Here is a 20,232-nt window from a genome sequence, read left to right as displayed (position 1 = left end):
AGGACGACCGGCACAGGCTACCCGGACCGTTATCTCCGCTCCCCTGACGGACCGTCCGTTCGTACCGCTATCTTGAAAGACGGCCAATGCCACCGGCGGGCCACCACGGGGGTGGGTCCGCTTACGGGGGAGGGGATCGGCAATGAGTGACGTCTCCGGCGGGATGTCGGGGTTCGTGTACAACGTGGTCGCCGTCGCGACGACCGCGCAGACAGCGGCCATGGTCGCGCTGGCGAACCAGGTCGGCGGCGGGGCGGTCAAGGTCGAGGTCGAGAACCTGCAGACCTTCAAGAACAAGGTCGACCAGATCCTGCGTGAACTCGACGGCTCGGCCGCGAGTCACGGCGAGGTCTCCCAGCAGACGCTGGCGACCGGTCAACTCGGCCAGAACTTCGGCCAGGCCGACGACCTGATGACCGCCTACAACACGGTGCACACCAACCTGGAACGGCTCTCGCAGACCCTCGCCGCACAGATCGCGGCCATGAGCGCGAGCATCGGCCAGGCCTCCGGCAACTACAGCAACGCGGACGCCGAACAGGAGGCCCGGTTCCGGCCCCTGTACCAACCCGGCACCGTCGACCCGAGGACCGCCTACCGTCCGCAGACTCCGGCCACCGGCACCCAGCAAGGCGCGTACTGACGACGTCTCCGGCGACGGAGAACGGGGGAGATGAGAGATGACAGAGAAGCGCTTCGTACGGGCGGTCCACGACGGCGGCGAGATCGGCGGCGCCAGCCACGAGCAACTGATGGCCATGATCCAGCACTCGGACCCGATCGCCGTCATGCAGGTGGCCCAGCGATTGCTGCTCGCCTCGCAGAAGTTGGACGAGGTCAGCGAAGAGTTGCACGCGCACATGAGCGGCCTCGACTGGGAGGGCACCGCAGCCGACAGCTTCAAGTCCTGGGGCAGCGGAGTCTCGAAGACCGCCATGGGCATTGCCGACTATTCGAAAGGTGCCGGCACGTACATGGCCTCCGCCGGCGAGATGCTCGCCGCGGTCAAGTCGGGCATACCTCCGGTACCGCACGACGACATGGAAACCGTCAGCCGCTACGACGGGCAGCCCAACGGCGCCGTCAACACCGGCGGCGACATCCTGGGCGGCGTGCTCGGCATCGGCGGTTCGGCCGGCCGCTGGGCAGCCGGCGAGGTCGCCGGATTCGTCGACTCCGACTGGGTCACTCCCGCGCAGGCCCAGGCCGCGCAGCAGCGGGTCGACCAGGCCCACAACGAGGCCATCCAACAGATGACCAAGCTGACTCAGGCGTACGAGCAGTCGATCACAGAGCTGAACGCACTGGAACCCCCGGTGTTTCCGCCACCGCCGGGGGACAAGTTCAACCGCGACGACTCGGTGGACGTCTCGGTCGGCGACGGCAACGGCAAGACCGGCCGGAAGCCCGGCGACGGCGGTCCCGTCATCTGGGAGCCGCCCGGCCCGCCGAAGCCCCCGAAGCCGCAGCCGCCCGAGCCGCCGACTCCGGTCCCGCCACCGATTCCGCGGCCCCCGCTGCCGCCGGAACCGCCGGGCCCGGTCCCGCCGCCGACTCCGCATCCGCCGCTGCCGCCGCACCCGCCGGTTCCGGTTCCGCCACCGACTCCGATCCAGGACCCGACCACCCGCATCGACCACACGCCCACGCAGAGTCCCCCCGACCCGACCATTCCGGTCACCGGCGGTGGCGGAGGAAGCGGCACGGGCGGTGGTGGCTACGGCAGTGGCGGCGGCCTCGGCGGCTCCGGTGGAGGCGGCGGCTACCAGGGCGGCCCGATCCCCGGTGGCGGCGGCTACTCGGGCGGCTCGGCCGGGGCCGGCCGGACCGGTGGCAGCACCGCGACGCCCACCGGCACGGGCCAGGCAGGTCAGGCCGGCCAGGCGGGGCGCGCCGGCGCCTCGGGCATGGGCGGCGGCATGCCGCACGGCGGCGGCGCGGGTGCCGGTGGCGCCCGTGGCGGGGCCGGCGGCGGTGCGCGCGGCAGCGGGCTGGTCAACCGGGCCGGCGGCACCGTCGGCGGACGGCGCGGACCGGCCGCGGGCGGCGAGTTCACGCCGGGCGGCACCGGGCTGCGCGCCCGGGGCGAGCGGGGCGCCGACGGCCGGTCCGGCCAGGGCGGCTTCGGCGGCGGCCAGGGCGGTGCGAACCGCAAGGGCAAGCCGCAGGGCAAGCGTCCCGACTACCTGATCGAGGACGAGGACACCTGGACGTCCGGCATGGGCCCGGCCAACCCTGGTGTGATCGAGTAACGGCCGCATCTACTGCCCGGCTGCAGGGGAATACCGCTCCTGCGGCCGGGCAGCATCGTGCGGTCGGGGGCAAGCCACTCGCCGAACACGTCGGCGTGCGAAGGAGTTTGGGATGCGGCAGACGGGCAGGGCAGGACGGGGGCGGCAGCTCGCCGCAGCAGTGGCGGTCGCCGGTGTCCTGTGGGGGTGGACGGCGGGACCCGCGCTCGCGGTGGATTCGATCCGCGCGCAGCAGTGGCACCTGGACGCGATGCACGCCGAGGAGATGTGGCGGACCAGCACCGGATCCGGCGTCACCGTGGCCGTGATCGACTCCGGTGTGAAGGCCGACGCGCCCGACCTGGCCGGGCAGTTGGTGGCGGGCACCGACTTCAGTACCAAGCCCGGCGGAGAACTCTCCCCGAGCGACGGCCACGGGACGGAGATGGCCAGCACCATCGCCGGCACCGGCAAGGGTCTGGGCGGCAAGGGCGCGTACGGCCTCGCACCCGGAGCGAAGATCCTCCCGATCAAGATCGACATGGAGGGGGGCCTGGGCTCCGACAGCAGGGGCATGGCTCAGGTCGCCCAGGCCATCACCTACGCGGTCGACCACAACGCGAAGATCGTCAACATGTCTCTGGGCATGGCCGCAGCCTCCGTGCAGCCCGCCGACGTCGACAAGCTCAAGGCGGCGGTCGATCACGCAGCGTCCAAGGGCGTGCTGCTGTTCGCCGCAGCCGGCAACTCCGGCAACACCAGCAACCGCCTGGAGTACCCGTCCGCGATGAGCGGCGTGGTCGGCGTCGCCGCCACCGACCAGGACGGAAAGGTCACCGCGGAGTCGGAGCACGGCCCGCAGGTCGCCCTCGCCGCCCCGGGCCAGGACCTCTACGAGGCGTGCACCGGCTCGTCCGGCTACTGCAAGGGCCACGGGACCTCCGGCGCCACCGCGCTGGTCTCCGCCTCGGCGGCGCTGATCTGGTCGGCGCACCCGGACTGGTCGGGCAACCAGGTGCTGCGGGTGCTGATCAACACCGCGAGCAACCCGCAGCAGCGCAGCGACTACCTCGGCTACGGCACCGTCCGGCCGCGGATCGCGCTGACCGACCCCGGCGACCCGGGCCCGGCGAACGTCAGCCCGCTGCCCGCCGCGGCCTCGCCCGCGCCCGGGAAGACCGGGAAGTCCGACGGAGCGGCGCAGCCGAGCGGGGCCGCGAGCGCGCCCGCCGACTCCGGGCCGGGGCAGGACCCGGCGACGCAGCCGTCCGCTGCACCGGAGAAGTCGTCGAACGTCGTGCCGCTGGCGATCGGCGGTGCGGTGGCCGTCGTGGTGCTGCTGGTCGTGGTGGTGCTGATCGTCCGCCGGAACCGCGGCGCCTCGGCGGCCCCGGTGCCGCCGGCCCCGCTCCCGGGCCAGCAGCCGGCGTACGGTCAGGCTCCCCCGCCGCCGCCCTACGGTCAGCAGTCGCAGCAGCCCTACGGACAGCAGCTCCCGTACGGACAGCAGCCCCCGTACGGGCAGCAGCCCCCCTACGGCCAGCAGCCCTACGGACAGCAGCCGCCGCCCGGCGGCAACCCCTACGCGGGCTGAGGGCCCGGCCGCCCCTGTGGTCGGCCGGCGGGGCGCACTAGGCTGGCCTGCGTTGGGGCAGCCAGTGGCGCCCGACCGGCCAGCGGTGTCCGGTCGGAGCGATGCACATCGATCGTTCGACCGTCGCAAGACCTAGGAGAGACCCACCGTGGCAGACCGCAAGCCCATCGAGACCTGGCTGACCGACATGGACGGAGTCCTCATCCACGAGGGCGTGCCGATCCCGGGGGCCGACGCCTTCATCAAGCGGCTGCGTGAGTCCGGAAAGCCGTTCCTGGTGCTCACCAACAACTCCATCTACACCCAGCGCGACCTGCACGCCCGGCTGTCCCGGATGGGCCTGGACGTGCCGGCCGAGCACATCTGGACGTCCGCGCTGGCGACCGCGAAGTTCCTCTCCGACCAGCGCCCGAACGGCACCGCGTACGTGATCGGCGAGGCCGGTCTGACCACCGCGCTGCACGACGTCGGCTACGTGCTGACCGACACCGACCCGGACTTCGTGGTGCTCGGCGAGACCCGCACCTACTCGTTCGAGGCGATGACCAAGGCGGTCCGGCTGATCGACGCGGGCGCCCGGTTCATCGCCACCAACCCGGACGAGACCGGCCCGTCCGCCGAGGGTGCGCTGCCGGCGACCGGCGCGGTCGCGGCGCTGATCACCAAGGCCACCGGCGTGGAGCCGTACTTCGTCGGCAAGCCGAACCCGCTGATGATGCGGGCCGGCCTGAACGCGATCGGCGCGCACTCGGAGAACAGCGCGATGATCGGCGACCGGATGGACACCGACATCGTCTCCGGCATGGAGGCCGGCATGTCGACCTTCCTGGTGCTGACCGGCCTCACCCAGGCCGGCGACGTGGACCGCTTCCCGTACCGCCCGACCCAGGTGGTGGAGTCCATCGCGGACCTGGTCGAGCTGATCTGACGGCAGCCCGGGGCGGCACGGCACGACGTCGGCCGGGCCGCCCCCGGTGGTGCCGGGCCCGCTCAGGCCAGGTCGCGGGCGTCGGTCTCCGGGAGCCAGTCGCGACCGGGGCGGTACTCCAGCCAGCGGCGGTCGCGGCCGCGGTCGGCGAAGGCGCGCAGCAGGGCGGGGATCGCGGGGTGCGGGCGTTCGCGGTGCCAGACCAGTGACCAGGCGTACAGCGGGACGGGGTCGGCGAGCGGGCGGACGACCAGGCCCGGCGGGACGGCGAGCGGCAGTTCGGCGGGCAGCAGGGTGCAGCCGTCGGGGACGGTGCGGACGCGTTCGAGCAGGTGGTCGAGGCCGAGGTTGGCGTCGCCGGGGAGCAGCGGGACGGCGAAGCGTTCGGCGAACCGGGTGAGGAAGTCCAGCCGGGCGGGGTCGGCGGGCAGCACCAGGCGCAGCGCGGCGAGGTCGGCGGGGCGCAGGGTCTCGGCGCGGGCCAGCGGGTGGGCGGCGGGCAGCACCGCGTCGACGGGCTCCAGTCGGACCAGTCGGTGCGCCAACTGGCCGTCGGGGCCGGTGTGGTGGCGTCCGAAGCCGGCGGCGCTCTCGCCCCGGTCGAGGGCGGCGGCCACTGCGGCGAGATCCCGGGCCGGGCCGACCTCGATGGTCAACTCCGTTGCCGCGGCGAGGACTTCACGGACGGTGCGGAGCGGCTCGAACAGGTGGCCCCAGACGTCCAGCCGGGCCGGTTCGGCGGGCCGGCGGACGGCGGCGAGGGCGGCCTGTCCGGCGGCCAGCGCGGTCCGCGCCGGGTCGAGCAGGCGCTCCCCGGCGGCGGTGAGGCGGACGGCGGCAGGGCCGCGGTCGAGCAGTCGGGTGTCGAGTTCCTGCTCCAGTCGGGCGATCCGCTTCGACAGTGCCTGCTGGCTGATCGCCAACTGCTGGGCGGCGCGCCCGAAGTGCCGCTGGTCGGCGACCGTGACGAAGGCGCGCAGCTGTCCGAGGTCCGGGTCCATCCGGCCATCATCGCCGACAACCATCGGTTGTCGTCGGCGTGTTCGGGTTGTTGGACCGGGGTGCGGCCGCGGCCGTGTACTGGGCGTGTTCCCGCCGGGCCGCCCGCAGCGGCCCGCCCCCGCCGATCGAAGGACACACCCATGAAGGCCCTGATCCCCGCCCGCGGCACGGTCGAGTTCACCGAGCTGCCGCAGCCCGAGCCGCGCCCGGACGAGGTGCTGGTGAAGGTCGACGCGTTCTCGGTGAACCGCGGCGAGACCTTCGTGCTGGAGGACCCGCCGTCGGGCTGGCGGCCCGGCAAGGACGTCGCGGGGCTGGTCGTGCAGGCCGCCGCCGACGGCAGCGGGCCCGCCGTCGGGCAGCGGGTGGTCGCCCACCCGCCGGCCGCGGGCTGGGCCGAGTACGCGGCGGTGCGCACCGACGCCCTGGCGGTGCTGCCGGAGCAGCTGGACACCCGTACCGCCGCCGCCCTCCCGCTGGCGGGGCTGACCGCGCTGCGGCTGCTGCGCGCGGCGGGTGCCGTCACCGGCCGACGGCTGCTGCTGACCGGCGCGTCCGGCGGCGTCGGCCACTACCTGACGGAGCTCGCCGCGGCCGCCGGGGCGGAGCTGACCGCCGTCACCGCGAGCCCCGAACGCGGCACGCGGCTGCGGGAGTTGGGCGCGGCGGAGGTGGTCCACACGCTCGCCGACGCACGCGGGCCGTACGACCTGGTGCTGGAGTCCACCGGCGGCACGGCGCTGCCGCAGGCGCTGGCGCTGCTCGCCCCACGCGGCCGGCTGATCTGGTTCGGGCAGGCCTCCCGGGAGCCGGTCCGGCTGGACTTCTTCGCCCTGCTGAACGGCCCGGCCTCCGCCACCGTCCAGCACTTCTCCTACGCCGACGTGGACCACCCCGACGGCCCGGACCTGCACACCCTGGTCCGGCTGACCGCCGAGGGCCGGCTGCACCCGGAGCTCGGCCTGGTCGACGACTGGCACCGCACCGCCGACGCGATCGACGCGCTGCGCGACCGACAGGTCCGCGGCAACACCGTCCTCACCCTCGACCGCCCCGCCGAAGGAGACCTCTCGTGAGCACCGACCCGAGCACCGACCCGCGCACCGTCGTGGCCGACTACATCGCCGCCGTCGCCCGCGGCGACCAGGACGCGATCCGGGACGCCTTCACCGAGGACGTCGTCTGGCACTACCCCGGCGACCTGCCGCTGAGCGGCGAGTGGCGCGGCCGGCAGGCCGTCGTCGAGGAGTTCCTCGGCTCGATCGGCGGCCTGATCGCGCCCGGCACCGCCATCCGCGTCGAGCCGATCGGCACCCCGGTCGTCGAGGGCGACCGGGTGGTCGCCGAGTGGGCCTCGCACTGCACCACCGTGCACGGCCTGCGGTACGACAACCGCAACCTGGGGATCTTCACCGTCCGCGACGGCCGGATCGCCGAGGTGCGCGAGTACACCGACACGCAGCGCGCCGCCACCGTCCTGTTCGCCGACGGCGCGTGACCGCCCGACCCCGGCCCGTCGCGGCGGGCCGGGGCCGCCTCAAGACAGCCTTAAGTCGCGCCTAACCGTTCTGACCCACCATCAGTTCTCGTTCCCGGTGCGGCTAGCGTCCCGGACACACCCTCCGTCCGACGCAAGGAGCCCCGCCCGTGGCCTCCGTCCGCCGCACCTCCGTCCTGCTGGCCGCCGCCGTCCTGCTCGGTGGCGCCGCCGCGCCCGCCACCGCCGCCCTCGCCGACGGCGGCGCCGACCGCGGCGTGCTGCTGTCGCTCGGCTCGGCGCTGCTGCTCACCGGCGCTGCCGCCGCCACCGCGCGCCGCCGCACCAAGCCCGCCGGACCGTCCCGACCTGGGCGGACGGACCGGGTGGCGTCCGTCGCTCCGGGGGACGGGGATGGTTGAGTGGGGGTCATGAGCACGCCCCCTGCCCCCTTCCGCGTCGGCCTGATCGGCTACGGCCTGGCCGGCTCGGCCTTCCACGCCCCGCTGATCGCCACCACTCCCGGGCTCCGGCTGGACGCGGTGGTCACCGCCAACCCCGAGCGCCGCGCCCAGCTCCACCGCGACCACCCCGACGCCCGCGCCCTCGACACCCCCGACCAGCTGTTCGAGGACGCCGACCGCTACGACCTGGTGGTGATCGCCTCCCCCAACCGCACCCACGTCCCGCTCGCCCGCACCTCCCTGCTGGCCGGCCTGGCCACCGTCGTCGACAAGCCGCTCGCCGCGACCAGCGCCGAGGCCCGCGACCTGTGCGAGTTCGCCGAGAAGTCCGGCCTGCTGCTGTCGGTGTTCCAGAACCGCCGCTGGGACGGCGACTTCCGCACCGCCCGCCGCCTGGTCGAGGAGGGCCGGCTCGGCCGGGTGCACCGCTTCGAGTCCCGCTTCGAGCGCTTCCGTCCCAAGCCCAAGGCCGGCTGGCGCGAGCTCGCCGACCCCGCCGAGGTCGGGGGCACCCTGTACGACCTGGGCAGCCACCTGGTCGACCAGGCCCTCGCCCTGTTCGGGCCGGTCGAGACGGTGTACGCCGAGATCGACGTCCTCCGGGACGGCGCGGTCGTCGACGACGACGCCTTCCTCGCCCTCACCCACACCGGCGGCGTCCGCTCCCAGCTGTGGACCAGCGCCCTCACCCCGCTCGCCGGACCCCGCCTGCGGGTCCTCGGCGACAGCGCCGGCTACGTCAAGTTCGGCATGGACCCGCAGGAGGCCGCCCTCCGGGCCGGCCACCGTCCCGGACCCGGCCGCCACTGGGGCGACGACGACCCCGCCGCGTACGGCCTGCTCGGCACCGACGGCGACGCCGAACCCGTGCCCACCGACCCCGGCGACTACCCGGCCTTCTACGCGGGCATCGCCGCCTCGCTCACCGACCACACCCCGCCGCCGGTCGACCCCCGCGACGCCGTCGCCACCCTCACCGTCCTGGAGGCCGCCCGCGCCTCCGCGGCCACGGCGAGCGTCGTCCGCCTCCCCTGACCGCACCGCCGCCGGCGGGACGGAACAACTGCTGTCCCCCGCCCCGCCGGTGACGTAGCATCGGCTTCGGACCCGAACCGAGGAGGTGCGCACCGTGCTCGTCACTCCGCTCCTGCTCGCGCTGCTCCGGGTCCTCACCGGAGACCTGCCGACCGGCCCGGGCGCCGTCACCACGGCCGCACTCCTCGTCCTGACCTGCGCCGTCGCCCTGGCCCTCACCCCGGCCCGCCTCCCGATCGCCGGCACCCCCGCCGCGATCCACGCCGCCGCGCTGCGCCGCCGCGCCTACCGCACGGCCTACCTCCCCCCACGCGACCCCGCCGCCCCGGGCCGCCCCCGCCCCCGAGCCCCAGGCCACCAGCCTGCGGCCGCCGTCTGAGGGGCACTTCTCTCCTCGCGCATCTCCGAGTCCCCGCACCCCGCCAGGGAGCGTGGGAACTGAACTCCCACGCACCGCCAGGGATCCATGGTGACCGAACTCCCGCACCCCGTCAGGGGCCGTGGGCACTGAACCTCCGTGCCCCGTCAGGGGCGCGTGGGGGCACCTCCCGGTCCGCCAGGGCTGGGGGAGAACTGCGCGAGCAACCCACCACCGCCGTCGACCTCCGCTGCGCACGCCACACCCCGTGGCGCCGGCGGAAGAGACCCCCTCTGCCGCGTCCGCCCTCCGTGCACCGTCCCACTCGCACACACCCGGAGAGCCGACCCATGTCGATCCTGAGCGTCCTCGATCCCGCAGTCCGTCTCGCCCACGCCGCCGTCGCAACCCTCGCAGGCGTCATCCCCACCGCAGCGGCGATCGTCGTCTTCACCCTCGCCGTCCGCGCCGCGCTGCACCCGCTCGCCCGCTCCGCGGCCCGCGCCGAACGCGCCCGTACCCGCATCGCGCCCCAGGTCGCGAAGCTGAAGAAGCGTCACGCGAAGGACCGTGACCGCCTGGCCCGCGAGCTCCTGGCGCTGAACCGCGCCGAGGGCGTCTCCCCGTTCGCCGGTCTGCTGCCGGCCCTGTTGCAGGCGCCGTTCTTCTCGGTGATGTACCGCCTGTTCACCACCGCCCCGGGCAACCTGCTGGACGCCACCCTCGCGGGCGTCCCGCTCGGTACGCACCCGGCGGCCGCCCACACCCCGGCCCAGTTCGCCGTGTTCGCGGTCCTCGAGGCGGCGCTCGTCGCACCGGCCTGGTGGAGCGTCCACCGCGCCAAGCAGGCCCCGGCGCCCGACGGGGCTCCCGCCGGTCTCGGGCTGCTGCGCTGGCTGGCGTTCGGCACTCCGCTGTTCGCCCTGCTGCTGCCGCTGGCCGGCGGTCTCTACCTGTTGACGAGCACCGCCTGGACGGCGGCCGAGCGCTGGTTCCTCACCCGCCCGACCGACCGTCCGGCGCGGGCTCAGGCGGTGGCGCCCCAGCCCGCCAGGTAGGCGTCGATCTCGCCGGTCAGCCGTCGCTTGCCCGCCAGGTCCAGGAAGGAGGCTTCCACCGCGTTGCGGGCGAGTGCGGCGATCCCGGTCTCGTCCAGGCCGAGCAGCTTCGCCGCGACGGCGTACTCGGTGTTGAGGTCGGTGCCGAACATCGGCGGGTCGTCGCTGTTGACGGTGACCAGCAGTCCGGCGTCGACCATCTGCCGGATCGGATGGTCCTCGATCCGCTCGACCACCCGGGTGGCCAGGTTGGAGGTCGGGCAGACCTCCAACGGGATCCGGTGTTCGCCGAGGTGGTCGACGAGCGCCGGGTCCTTGACGGACTGGGTGCCGTGGCCGATGCGTTCCGCGCCGAGCACCCGGATCGCGTCCCAGACGGTCTCCGGCCCGGTGGACTCGCCGGCGTGCGGCACGCTGTGCAGGCCGGCCGCCCGGGCCCGGTCGAAGTACGGCTTGAACTGCGGGCGGGGCACGCCGATCTCGGGGCCGCCGAGGCCGAAGGAGACCAGTCCGGCGGGCGCCAGGTCGAGGGCGAGCCGGGCGGTCTCCTCGGCGGAGGTCAGTCCGGCCTCGCCGGGGATGTCGAAGCACCAGCGCAGGACGACGCCGAGTTCCCTCTCGGCGGCCAGCCGGGCGTCCTCGATCGCCTCCATGAAGGCGACGTCGGGGATGCCGCGGCGGGTCGACGAGTAGGGCGTGACGGTCAGTTCGGCGTAGCGGATGTTCTGCCGGGCCATGTCCTCGGCGACGCCGTAGGTGAGGGAGCGGACGTCCTCGGCGTCGCGGATCAGGTCGACGACGCTCAGGTACACCTCGATGAAGTGCGCGAAGTCGGTGAACGTGAAGTACTTCGCGAGCGCCTCCGGGTCCGCCGGGACCTCGGTGCGCCCGGCGTACCGGGCGGCGAGTTCGGCGACCACCCGGGGCGAGGCCGAGCCGACGTGGTGCACGTGCAGCTCCGCCTTCGGCATTCCGGCGATGAACGCCTCGATCCCCTGGACTCCCTCGGCCATGGCACGCTCCCGTCTACTCACCGGATCCGGACAGACCTCGCATGCTAACCCGCCGGAGTGGACGGCGGTGTCACCACTTGGCGGTGATCTTCTGGAGCAGCGCCCGCGCCTGCGCGCGGCCCTCGAAGACCTGCTGGTCGGGGGCGAGGTCGACGAACACCCACACGGTGAGCGCCCCCTTGCGCGCGGTGATGGAGGAGTACGGCCGCGGCGGGGTCGTGGTGCCGTCGTCGTCGTGGTAGACGGCCAGGCCCTCCTCCGAGAACACCTCGTCGGCGCCGGGCACCTTGGGCGACTCGATGTCGTGCGCAGAGGTGGTCTGGGTGCCGCTGTCGTCCTTGTAGTCGGGGCAGCGCCTGATGTCGGCCGCCCACTTCGCCATCTCCTGGTGCGCGGCGTCGGCGGTGGTGGCCTGCGAGGCGCCGCTGGTGCCCCAGAGCTGGCTGCCGTCGGGACGCTGCACCCGCACGAACCGGTTGGTGTAGGCGACCAGCGTCTTGTCCGGGCCGTCCTCCTTGTACAGGCAGGACTTGTCCATCGTGAACTTGGCCAGGCTGGTGTCGTCGTCGATGCGGGTCTCGAACCCGGCGCCCCAGTCCGCGGGGGTCAGCGCGAGCTTGTCGGTCCTGGCCCGGGCGGCCGCGTCGCCCCCGGTGACGGCGCTGCTGCTGGGCTTTCCGCTCGCCTTGCCGCTGGGCTTCGCGGACGTCGTGGCCGACGCGGACGCCGTCGGCGATGCGCTCTGGCCGGTCGCCCCCGTGGCGGCCTCGTCGTCGTTGCAGGCCGTCAGCACCAGTCCGGCCGCGGCCAGTGCGGCGATGCGCAGTCCGAGCGTGCGTGCGTGAACCGTCTTCACGGTCAACTCCCCCATGGAATACCCGGCTTCGGCCCCCCTGGCCGCGCCGACCGGTCGATCACCCTACCGAAAGGGTCGGACACCGACCCGCCGGGGGCGGACCGGACGGTTCGTCAGCCGCCGAGCGCCGTGCTGACGGTGTGGATGAGCAGGCCGGCCAGCGCGCCGACCACGGTGCCGTTGATCCGGATGAACTGGAGGTCGCGGCCGACGTTGGCCTCGATCTTGCGGGAGGCGTCGTCGGCGTCCCAGCCGGCCACCGTCTCGGAGATCAGCGAGGTGATCTCCTGCCGGTAGGTGGAGACCACGTACTCGGCGGCGTCCAGCAGCCAGCCGTCGGTCTTCGCCTGGAGTTTGGCGTCGGTGGCGAGGCGGCGGCCGAGCGAGCGCAGGCCCGAGGTGATCCGGCGGCGCAGTTCGCTGTCCTGGTCCTCGGCGGCGTTCATCACCAGGGTGCGCACCGCCGACCAGGAGGAGGCGATCAGGTCCTGCACCTCGGGGCGGGCCAGCAGGTCGGACTTGGCGCGTTCGACCCGGGCGATGGTCTCCGGGTCGTGCTGGAGTTCCTGCGCGAAGTCGGCGAGGAAGTTGTCGAGGGCGCCGCGCGCGGGGTGCTCCGGGTCGTCGCGGACGTCGGTGACGAAGCGCAGCAGTTCCTTGTAGACGCGTTCGCCGACCTGGTGGTCGATGAACCTGGGCGTCCAGCCGGGGGTCTTGGCGGTGACCCGGTTGACCACGTCGACGTGGTGCTCGACCAGCCAGTCGCGGGCCCGCACCGCGACCAGGTCGACCACGCCCTTGTGCCCGCCGTCGGCGACGATCCTGCCGAGCAGCCGGCCGGCGGGTTCGGCGACCGAGGTGGCGGCGGCCCGCCGGGTGATCGCCTCGGCGACCACGGCCTGCACGTCCTCGTCGCGCAGCACCGCGAGGACGCCCCGCAGCGCGGCGGCCGCCTCGTGGGTGACGCGTTCGGCGCTGCCGGGCGCGGACAGCCACTCGCCGAGCCGCCGGGCCACCCCGATCCGGCCGAGCCGGGCCCGGACCACCGGCGCGGACAGGAAGTTGTCGCCGACGAAGTCGCCGAGCGAGCGCCCGAACGCGTCCTTCTTGGTGGGGATGATCGCGGTGTGCGGGATCGGCAGCCCGAACGGGCGGCGGAACAGCGCGGTGACGGCGAACCAGTCGGCGAGCGCGCCGACCATGCCGGCCTCGGCGGCGGCCGCCACGTAGCCGGCCCAGCTGCCCGCGCCGGCCGCGCCCGCCCAGGTGGCGAGCGCGAAGACGACCGTGGCCAGGCCCAGCAGGCCGGTGGCGATGGTCTTCATCCGCCGTACGCCCTGCCGCTTGGCCTCGTCGGCGGCGGTGAAGCTGACTCCGGGTGCCGTCTCGTCCACACTCACCCCGCCAGATTCGCACACGAGTCGCAGGAAGCGACTGCCGCCCCGCAAATCCGCCCGGGCCGTCAGGCCGCGCCCGCTCCGCCTCCGCCTCCGCCTCCGCCTCCGCCGAGGACGATCCGCCGGACGCCCTCCCAGCGCGCCGGGTCGGTGACCCGCCGGCCGTCGAGCAGCACCTGCACGCCCGGGAAGTCGACGGCGCCGAGGTCCCGGTACTCGGGGTGGTCGGCCTGCACGACCAGCGCGGCGGCGGGCTTGCCGTCGTCGGGCGGCAGGCCGAGCGCGGCGAGCTCCTCCGGCGTGTACAGCGGGTCGCTGACGCCGACCACGGCGCCCGCCGCTCGCAGCGCCTCGACCAGCGGGAACACCCCGGAGACGGCGGTCTCCTTGACCCCGCCCCGGTAGGACGCGCCGAGCACGGTGACGGCCACCCCGTCCAGCGGGCCGAGTGCGCCCGCCAGCAGGCCGACCGCGTACGCCGGGACCTGCTCGTTGGCCTCCCGGGCGGCGCGCACCACGGTCGCCTCCGGGTCGTTCCACAGGTACAGCCGCGGGTAGACCGGGATGCAGTGCCCGCCGACCGCGATGCCGGGCCGGTGCAGGTGGCTGTAGGGCTGCGAGTTGCAGGCGTCGATCACCTCGACGAGGTCGACGCCGATCCGGTCGGCGAGCCGGGCGAACTGGTTGACCAGCGCGATGTTGACGTCCCGGTAGGTGGTCTCGGCGAGCTTCGCGAACTCGGCGGCCTCCGCCCCGCTCAGCGGCCACACGCCGTTGCCGCGCGGCAGGTCGGGGCGCGGGTCGAAGTCCAGCACCGCCCGGTAGAACTCCACGCCGCGCCGCGTCGACTCCTCGTCGATGCCGCCGACCAGCTTGGGGTAGCGCCGCAGGTCGGCGAAGACCCGCCCGGTGCGGACCCGTTCGGGGCTGAACACCAGCGCGAAGTCCCGGCCGGCGGTCAGCCCGGAGCCGGCCTCCAGCCGCCGGGCGAACCGGCCGCGCACGGTGCCCACCGGCAGCGTGGTCTCGTAGCTGATCAGCGTGCCGGGCCGGAGCCCCGCGGCGACGGCGTCGGTGGCGGCGTCCAGCAGCGCGAAGTCGGGCCGGCCGTCGGCGTCGGTGAGCAGCGGGACGACGATCACCACGGCGTCGGCCACGGCGGTGGCGGCCACGGTGTCGGTGGTGGCGTGCAGGCGCCCGGCGGCGACGGTCTCGGCGAGCAGCTCGTCGAGGCGGGCCTCACGGGGGAACGGCGGCCGCCCTGCGGTGACGGCGGCGACCACCGGTGGCGCGATGTCGGCGCCGGTGACCCGGTGGCCCTTGGCGGCGAACTGGACGGCCAGCGGCAGGCCGATCTTGCCCAGTCCGACCACGCAGATGTGCAGCGCCGTCACTCGGTCGCCCTCCTCTTCGGCAAAGGGTCGTGCCGCTGCGTCACCGGGCGGCCCGCAGCGTTCCGGGGCGGCCGCGCAGCACCCGCCGAGTGCGGCGCAGGACGCGGCGCACCGGGGCGGGGACCAGCCGCCGCCAGCCGGTGGGGCCGGGGGCGCGGCCGGTGTCGAACAGCGTGTCGGGCAGGCCGAGCCGCCGGTCGCGGTACATCGGGTAGCGGGCGTACAGCCGGCCGCCGCGGCGTTCGACGGGGGCGGGGCCGTGCTGCCGCTCCCAGTCGATCAGCTCGCACAGGGTGGCGAGTTCGCCGCGCCGGGCGAGTGCGAGGCGCAGCCGGGCGGGCACCGGCACGGCGCCGAACACGCCGGGCGAGCAGTGCCGGTCGAGCAGCCGGCCGATCTCGCCGAGGATGCGCCGCTGCATGGCGGGCGGCTCGGCGAGGAACTGCTCCTGCAGCAACTGCGGGACGTCCCAGCTGAAGTAGCGCTCCCGGACGGCGTCGCGGACCGGCCCGGGCCGGGTGCCCCGCTCCAGCACCTCCTGGACGGCGTCCATGGCGCGCAGCCGGTCGATCGGCCCGGCCCGGTGGGTGACGTTGGAGCGGTCCTGCCGCAGCACCAGGTGGTAGTAGTCGTAGTCGGCGAGCACGGACACCTTCCGGGCGTTCAGCAGCGCGCCGAGGGTGAACGGCTGGTCGGAGCAGACCGGCAGGTCCTCGCGGCGGCGCAGGCCGTGGCTGAGCACCAGGGAGCGGCGGAACATCTTGGTGTCGGCGAGCGCCCAGGCGAGCGCGGAGTCGGTGAAGCCGACCTGTTCGACGGTGCGCTCGAAGATGCCCTGCGGAACGACCCGGCCGTTCTCGCCGACGAGCTTGGGGATCAGCACGTCGGACTGCCAGCGGTCGGCGGTGTCGACCATCCGCTCCAGCGCCTCGGGGCCGAGCCAGTCGTCGGCCCCGAGGTACATCAGGTAGCGGCCGCGGGCCAGGTCGGTGCCGCGGTTGGTGGGCTTGGCGGGCCCGCCGGACGCGGGCTGCCGCACGGTGCGCAGCAGCCCGGGGTGGGCGGCGGCGAACCGGGCGAGCTCCTCGGTGCTGCCGTCGCTCGACCCGTCGTCGACGGCGACCACTTCCATCCGGGCCTCGCCGATGGTCTGTTCGACCAGCGAGGTCAGGCAGTCGGTGAGGTAGGGCATGGTGTCGTGGACGGCGATCACCACACTGACGTCCGGTTCGTGCTCGGTCACGAGATACCAACTCCCGTACCGACCGTTCGGTCACCTCCCCCACCCGATCGAGTGAGCGGGTCAGGCCACCGGTTCGCCCGCGGCGCCGGCGTAGATCCGGGCGATCACGTCCTCGATGGCGGGTTCGCGCACCGACAGGTCGACCAGCGGGTAGCGCTCGGCGACGGCGGCGACCAGCGGCGCGGCGCTCTGCCGGGCCGGGAACGCCAGCCACTGCCGCGGACCCTCCACCTTGACGGTGCGCACCCCGGGCAGCTCGATCGGCGGGTGCGGGCCGGCCAGGTCGACCACCAGGGTGCGTTCGCTCCCACCGGCCGCGTGCAGTTCCTCCAGCGGGCCGTCCAGCACCAGCCGGCCGTGGTCGATCACCATCACCCGGCCGCACAGCTGCTCGATGTCGGTGAGGTCGTGGGTGGTGAGCAGCACGGTGGTGCGCTGCTCCCGGTTGGTCTCGCGGAGGAACTCGCGGACCTTGGTCTTGCTGATCACGTCGAGCCCGATGGTCGGCTCGTCCAGGTACAGCACGCTCGGGTCGTGCAGCAGCGCGGCGGCGAGGTCGCCGCGCATCCGCTGGCCGAGCGAGAGCTGTCGCACCGGGGTGTCCAACAGCGCGCCCAGGTCGAGCAGTTCGACGCACCGGTCGAGGTTGGTCCGGTAGCGGGCGTCGGGGATCCGGTAGATCCGCCGGGCCAGTTCGTAGCTGTCGCGCAGCGGCAGGTCCCACCACAGGGTGGTGCGCTGGCCGAACACCACGCCGATCCGCCGGGCCAGCGCGGCCCGCCTGGCCGCGGGGTCGACCCCGGCGACCCGCAGCCGCCCGCCGCTGGGCACCAGGATGCCGGTGAGCATCTTCACCGTCGTCGACTTGCCCGCCCCGTTCGGCCCGATGTAGCCGACGCACTCCCCCTCCTCGACCTGGAAGGTCAGCCCGTCCACGGCCCGCACCTCGCGCTTCTCGCGCCGCCAGCGGCCGTTCCTGGTACGGACGGTGAACGTCCGCCGGACGTCCTCCACCTCGATCACCGCCACGGTCCCCTCCCTCTCTCAGCTTCCGGTGGAGCGGTACGCGCGCAGCCCGGCCCGCCAGGCCAGTCCCGCGGCCAGCACGCACAGCGCGGCCGCGACCGGCGACGCGAACCGGAACGCGACGGGCAGCCCGAGCGGGTCGGGCCGGTCCAGGATGTGCAGCGCGGGCAGCCAGTTGACGAACGCCAGCGGCACCCCGAACACGGTGCCCGCGACGACCTCCTTGGCGAACACCGTCGGCGGGTACTGGAGCAGGGTGGAGCCGCCGTAGGTGACGGAGTTCTGCAGCTCGGCGGCGTCGCCCCACCAGAACTGCACGCAGGAGCAGCCGACGAAGACCGCGCAGAAGATCACCGTCCCGCACAGCAGCAGACCGGGCACCATCAGCACCCGGTCCCAGGTCCACCGCACGTCCAGCGCGGTGAGCGACCAGCCGAGCACCGCGAACCCCTGCACCAGCCGACCCAGTCTGCGCAACGAGAAGCGCTCCGCGGCGAGTTGGGCCAGCGCGGGGGCGGGCCGGATCAGCATGGTGTCCAGCGTCCCGGAGCGCACCCGCTCGCCCAGCCCGCCCACCGAACCGACCAGCAGGTTGGCCGCGCCCAGCGCCACCGAGCTCGTCCCGTACAGGAACCCGGTCTCGGCGAGCGTCCACCCGGCCAGCTGCCGGGTGTGCCGGAACATCAGGATCAGCACCGCGAAGTCCAGGAACGTGATCAGCACGTTCGCGGCCAGGCCCAGCAGGAACGACGTCCGGTACGTCAGCATCGACCGGCCCCACATCGCGGCGATCAGCCACCACGACCGCACCGCCCAGCCCGCCCGGGCGGCGAGCGACTCGGCCTCAACCACCCTGCACCACCACCTTGCGCACCGCGAGCGCCTGCGCCACCCGACCCAGCATCAACAGAGCCGCCGCCCACGCCAGTTGGAACCCGTACAGGGTCAACAGGCTGTACCCGGTGCGCCGTTGCAGCAGCACGTCGGCAGGCAGCTGCACCATCGCCGAGAACGGCAGCACCCGGGCCAACTCCCCGAGAACGCCCGGGAACAGGGCCAGCGGCAGCAGCATCCCGGAGAAGAACATCGACAGCACCATCACCGCCGCCCGCACCCCCTCCGAGTCGTGCAGCCAGAAGCCCGCCAGCGAGACCAGGAACCGCACCCCGAAACTCACCACCACCGCCAGCACCACCGCCAGCAGGAACTCCGCCCACACCAACGGCTCGGACGGCAACGCCAGTTCGAACACCAGCGCCCCCAGTGCCAGCGGCACCGCGCCCCTGGTCAGCAGCTGGAACCCCGCCCGCCCCAGGTCCGTCGCCAGCCACCACCCCTGGAAGTCCACCGGCCGGTACAGGTCGATCGCGATGTCCCCGCTCCGGAACCGCGCCTGCACGTCGTCCTGGAACCCGCCGCCCCACACCGCGACCGTCACCAACAACGCCTGACTGATCCAGACGTACGTCACCGCCTGCCGCGCGTCGTACCCCCCGAGCCCCGGCCTCGCCTGCCACAACGCGAGCATCGTCGACGCCAGGATCCCCCCGAACACACTGTTGGTGACCACCCCGGCCACCGTCGCGGCCCGGTACGTCGAGTACCGCCGGAACGCGCCGCGGGCGACGGCTGAGTAGACCCCGAACATTTCGACCGTCTCCTTGTTCGCGCCCGCCTGCGCTCGCTCCTCTTACAGGTACAGCCCCGTCGACCCCTCCAGGTCCCCGAAGCGGCCCGCCGCCACCGCGTGCAGGTCGCGTTCCCGGAGCAGGATGTACGTCGCGCCGCGGACCTCCACCTCCAGTTTGTCCTCCGGGTCGTAGAGCACCCGGTCGCCGGGCTCCACCGAGCGGACGCTCTGGCCGACGGCCACCGCCTCGGCCCAGGTGCAGCGGCGGGACAGTTCGGCGGTGGCGGGGATCAGGATGCCGCCGGTGGAGCGGCGTTCGCCCTCGCCGGTCTCGGTCCTGACGAGGACCCGGTCGTGCAGCATCCGAATCGGAAGCTTCTCCCCGAGCCGGTCGTGTCTGCTCTGCGCGTCGTTCTCACTCACGCTCCGACCGTACCGGACCGCGAAAACGGCGGGGTCCCGGGCACCGAAACCCGGGACCCCGCCGTCCGCGGGAGCCGTCTCAGCCCTTGCGTCGCCGCTTCGCGGACGCGACGAGCAGCACCACGCCGATGCCGACCAGCGCGACCGGCACGATCCGCTCGGGCCGGGGCCGCCCGTCCTCGTCGACGAACTTCGACGTGACCTGCTCGACGGCGCCGCTCGCGGCGACGTACGCCTTGCCGGCCTTCTGCTCGACCGCCGCGCGCAGCTTGGCCTTGGTCTGGGCGGCGACGGTGGCCGGGTGCACGCGCATGGCGAGCTCGTCGAGGGTCGCGGCGAGCCTGTCCCTGGTCCCGGCGATGTCCGCCTCGATCTGGGCCGTCGTGCGCGGTGCCGACGTGTCCTTGCTGCTCGCTGCCACTGGGGCCACCCCTTCTCTGTTACCGCTAGGTACGTCTCTGCACCGACAGTCTGTCAGTTCGCCGTCGCGCTCGCGCAGCGCCACCCACCAACGGAGGTAGGTTGGCTGGCAGCACGAGATCCCCGTCCTGGCTCAGAGGAGAGAAGCACCATCGTGAGCGAGCGCCTGCAGGCGGGCGACACCGCCCCCGCCTTCACCCTGTCCGACGCCGACGGCAACCAGGTGTCGCTGGCCGACCACCTGGGCCGCAAGGTGATCGTCTACTTCTACCCGGCGGCGCTGACCCCGGGCTGCACCAAGCAGGCCTGCGACTTCACGGACAACCTGGAGGTCTTCGCGGGCGCGGGCTACGACGTGATCGGCATTTCGCCGGACAAGCCGGAGAAGCTCGGGAAGTTCCGCGAGAAGGAGGACCTGAAGGTGACGCTGCTGTCCGACCCCGAGCACCGGGTGCTGGAGGCGTACGGCGCGTACGGCGAGAAGATGAACTACGGCCGCACCTACCAGGGCGTGATCCGCTCCACGGTGATCGTGGACGAGCAGGGCAAGGTGGAGCGGGCGCTGTACAACGTCCGGGCCACCGGCCATGTCGCGAAGCTGCTGAAGGACCTGAAGGTCGGCCAGTAGCCGACCGCACGGCAGCGGTGGCGGCCGACCCCCCGACCAGGTCGACCGCCACCGC

At 73.7% G+C, this 20,232-nt stretch carries 22 protein-coding genes; 11 read left to right on the top strand and 11 right to left on the bottom strand.

What is annotated here, in order from left to right:
* Window positions 1–142: 142 nt before the first annotated feature.
* From ACI1MP_RS24525 to ACI1MP_RS24510, 4 genes are all read left to right on the top strand, one after another.
* The gene (locus ACI1MP_RS24525) at window positions 143–643 is read left to right on the top strand and encodes a hypothetical protein (RefSeq protein ID WP_404869481.1); all 501 of its coding nucleotides are present in this window, start codon (window positions 143–145) and stop codon (window positions 641–643) included.
* A gap of 37 nt (window positions 644–680) precedes the next feature.
* On the top strand, window positions 681–2,252 hold the full coding sequence (locus tag ACI1MP_RS24520) for a WXG100 family type VII secretion target (RefSeq protein ID WP_404869480.1): 1,572 nt from the start codon (window positions 681–683) through the stop codon (window positions 2,250–2,252).
* A 112-nt stretch (window positions 2,253–2,364) separates the two neighbouring features.
* Window positions 2,365–3,825: a type VII secretion-associated serine protease mycosin gene (gene mycP, locus ACI1MP_RS24515; protein ID WP_404869479.1), complete on the top strand. Its 1,461-nt coding sequence runs from the start codon at window positions 2,365–2,367 to the stop codon at window positions 3,823–3,825.
* 148 nt (window positions 3,826–3,973) lie between these two features.
* The gene (locus ACI1MP_RS24510; RefSeq protein WP_043914117.1) at window positions 3,974–4,753 is read left to right on the top strand and encodes an HAD-IIA family hydrolase; all 780 of its coding nucleotides are present in this window, start codon (window positions 3,974–3,976) and stop codon (window positions 4,751–4,753) included.
* 62 nt (window positions 4,754–4,815) lie between these two features.
* Here ACI1MP_RS24510 and ACI1MP_RS24505 read toward each other — a convergent pair whose 3' ends face one another.
* On the bottom strand, window positions 4,816–5,754 hold the full coding sequence (locus tag ACI1MP_RS24505; protein WP_380340982.1) for a LysR family transcriptional regulator: 939 nt from the start codon (window positions 5,752–5,754) through the stop codon (window positions 4,816–4,818).
* Window positions 5,755–5,895: 141 nt separating this feature from the next.
* Here ACI1MP_RS24505 and ACI1MP_RS24500 point away from each other — a divergent pair, with 141 nt between their 5' ends.
* The 6 genes from ACI1MP_RS24500 to yidC all read left to right on the top strand — a co-directional run bounded on the left by ACI1MP_RS24500 (window position 5,896) and on the right by yidC (window position 10,147).
* Entirely contained in the window at window positions 5,896–6,831 is a 936-nt protein-coding gene (locus ACI1MP_RS24500; RefSeq protein WP_404869478.1) for a zinc-binding dehydrogenase, read from the top strand.
* A complete protein-coding gene (locus tag ACI1MP_RS24495; RefSeq protein ID WP_404869477.1) occupies window positions 6,828–7,253 on the top strand; it encodes a nuclear transport factor 2 family protein in 426 nt (141 codons plus the stop codon). Before ACI1MP_RS24500 ends, ACI1MP_RS24495 begins: the two co-directional genes overlap by 4 nt.
* A gap of 149 nt (window positions 7,254–7,402) precedes the next feature.
* On the top strand, window positions 7,403–7,654 hold the full coding sequence (locus tag ACI1MP_RS24490) for a hypothetical protein (protein ID WP_404869476.1): 252 nt from the start codon (window positions 7,403–7,405) through the stop codon (window positions 7,652–7,654).
* A 9-nt stretch (window positions 7,655–7,663) separates the two neighbouring features.
* Window positions 7,664–8,731, top strand: a complete 1,068-nt coding sequence (locus ACI1MP_RS24485) for a Gfo/Idh/MocA family oxidoreductase (RefSeq protein ID WP_380340994.1) — start codon at window positions 7,664–7,666, stop codon at window positions 8,729–8,731.
* Between the two features lie 94 nt (window positions 8,732–8,825).
* Complete coding sequence (locus ACI1MP_RS24480) at window positions 8,826–9,110, top strand: DUF6412 domain-containing protein (RefSeq protein WP_404869475.1); 285 nt, start codon at window positions 8,826–8,828, stop codon at window positions 9,108–9,110.
* A 329-nt stretch (window positions 9,111–9,439) separates the two neighbouring features.
* Complete coding sequence (gene yidC / locus ACI1MP_RS24475; protein WP_404869474.1) at window positions 9,440–10,147, top strand: membrane protein insertase YidC; 708 nt, start codon at window positions 9,440–9,442, stop codon at window positions 10,145–10,147.
* Here yidC and ACI1MP_RS24470 read toward each other — a convergent pair.
* The 10 genes from ACI1MP_RS24470 to ACI1MP_RS24425 form a co-directional block, all read right to left on the bottom strand.
* Entirely contained in the window at window positions 10,117–11,160 is a 1,044-nt protein-coding gene (locus tag ACI1MP_RS24470; RefSeq protein WP_380341002.1) for an adenosine deaminase, read from the bottom strand. The two genes, yidC and ACI1MP_RS24470, sit on opposite strands and share 31 nt — an antisense overlap.
* Window positions 11,161–11,230: 70 nt before the next feature.
* Window positions 11,231–12,016 (bottom strand): hypothetical protein, encoded by a 786-nt coding sequence (locus tag ACI1MP_RS24465; protein ID WP_100588630.1) that lies wholly within the window; start codon window positions 12,014–12,016, stop codon window positions 11,231–11,233.
* 113 nt (window positions 12,017–12,129) lie between these two features.
* Entirely contained in the window at window positions 12,130–13,410 is a 1,281-nt protein-coding gene (locus ACI1MP_RS24460; protein ID WP_198520623.1) for a DUF445 domain-containing protein, read from the bottom strand.
* A gap of 68 nt (window positions 13,411–13,478) precedes the next feature.
* Window positions 13,479–14,798 (bottom strand): nucleotide sugar dehydrogenase, encoded by a 1,320-nt coding sequence (locus ACI1MP_RS24455; protein WP_404870828.1) that lies wholly within the window; start codon window positions 14,796–14,798, stop codon window positions 13,479–13,481.
* Between the two features lie 49 nt (window positions 14,799–14,847).
* On the bottom strand, window positions 14,848–16,050 hold the full coding sequence (locus ACI1MP_RS24450; RefSeq protein ID WP_100588629.1) for a glycosyltransferase family A protein: 1,203 nt from the start codon (window positions 16,048–16,050) through the stop codon (window positions 14,848–14,850).
* Between the two features lie 60 nt (window positions 16,051–16,110).
* Window positions 16,111–17,079 (bottom strand): ATP-binding cassette domain-containing protein, encoded by a 969-nt coding sequence (locus ACI1MP_RS24445; protein ID WP_404869473.1) that lies wholly within the window; start codon window positions 17,077–17,079, stop codon window positions 16,111–16,113.
* A 15-nt stretch (window positions 17,080–17,094) separates the two neighbouring features.
* Window positions 17,095–17,859 (bottom strand): ABC transporter permease, encoded by a 765-nt coding sequence (locus tag ACI1MP_RS24440; RefSeq protein WP_404870827.1) that lies wholly within the window; start codon window positions 17,857–17,859, stop codon window positions 17,095–17,097.
* Between the two features lie 61 nt (window positions 17,860–17,920).
* A complete protein-coding gene (locus ACI1MP_RS24435; RefSeq protein ID WP_404869472.1) occupies window positions 17,921–18,724 on the bottom strand; it encodes an ABC transporter permease in 804 nt (267 codons plus the stop codon).
* 42 nt (window positions 18,725–18,766) lie between these two features.
* Window positions 18,767–19,069 (bottom strand): co-chaperone GroES, encoded by a 303-nt coding sequence (locus tag ACI1MP_RS24430; protein ID WP_100588626.1) that lies wholly within the window; start codon window positions 19,067–19,069, stop codon window positions 18,767–18,769.
* Between the two features lie 139 nt (window positions 19,070–19,208).
* Window positions 19,209–19,550, bottom strand: a complete 342-nt coding sequence (locus tag ACI1MP_RS24425; protein WP_043914136.1) for a DUF3618 domain-containing protein — start codon at window positions 19,548–19,550, stop codon at window positions 19,209–19,211.
* Between the two features lie 153 nt (window positions 19,551–19,703).
* Here ACI1MP_RS24425 and bcp point away from each other — a divergent pair, with 153 nt between their 5' ends.
* Complete coding sequence (gene bcp, locus ACI1MP_RS24420; protein ID WP_043914138.1) at window positions 19,704–20,177, top strand: thioredoxin-dependent thiol peroxidase; 474 nt, start codon at window positions 19,704–19,706, stop codon at window positions 20,175–20,177.
* The last annotated feature ends 55 nt before the right edge of the window (window positions 20,178–20,232 follow it).

The sequence above is a fragment of the Kitasatospora griseola genome, from assembly GCF_044999035.1.
In the GTDB taxonomy this organism is placed as follows: Bacteria; Actinomycetota; Actinomycetes; order Streptomycetales; family Streptomycetaceae; genus Kitasatospora; species Kitasatospora griseola.
The sequence above is the reverse complement of the archived record's forward strand: the minus strand, read 5'-3'. Positions and strand labels throughout refer to the sequence as shown.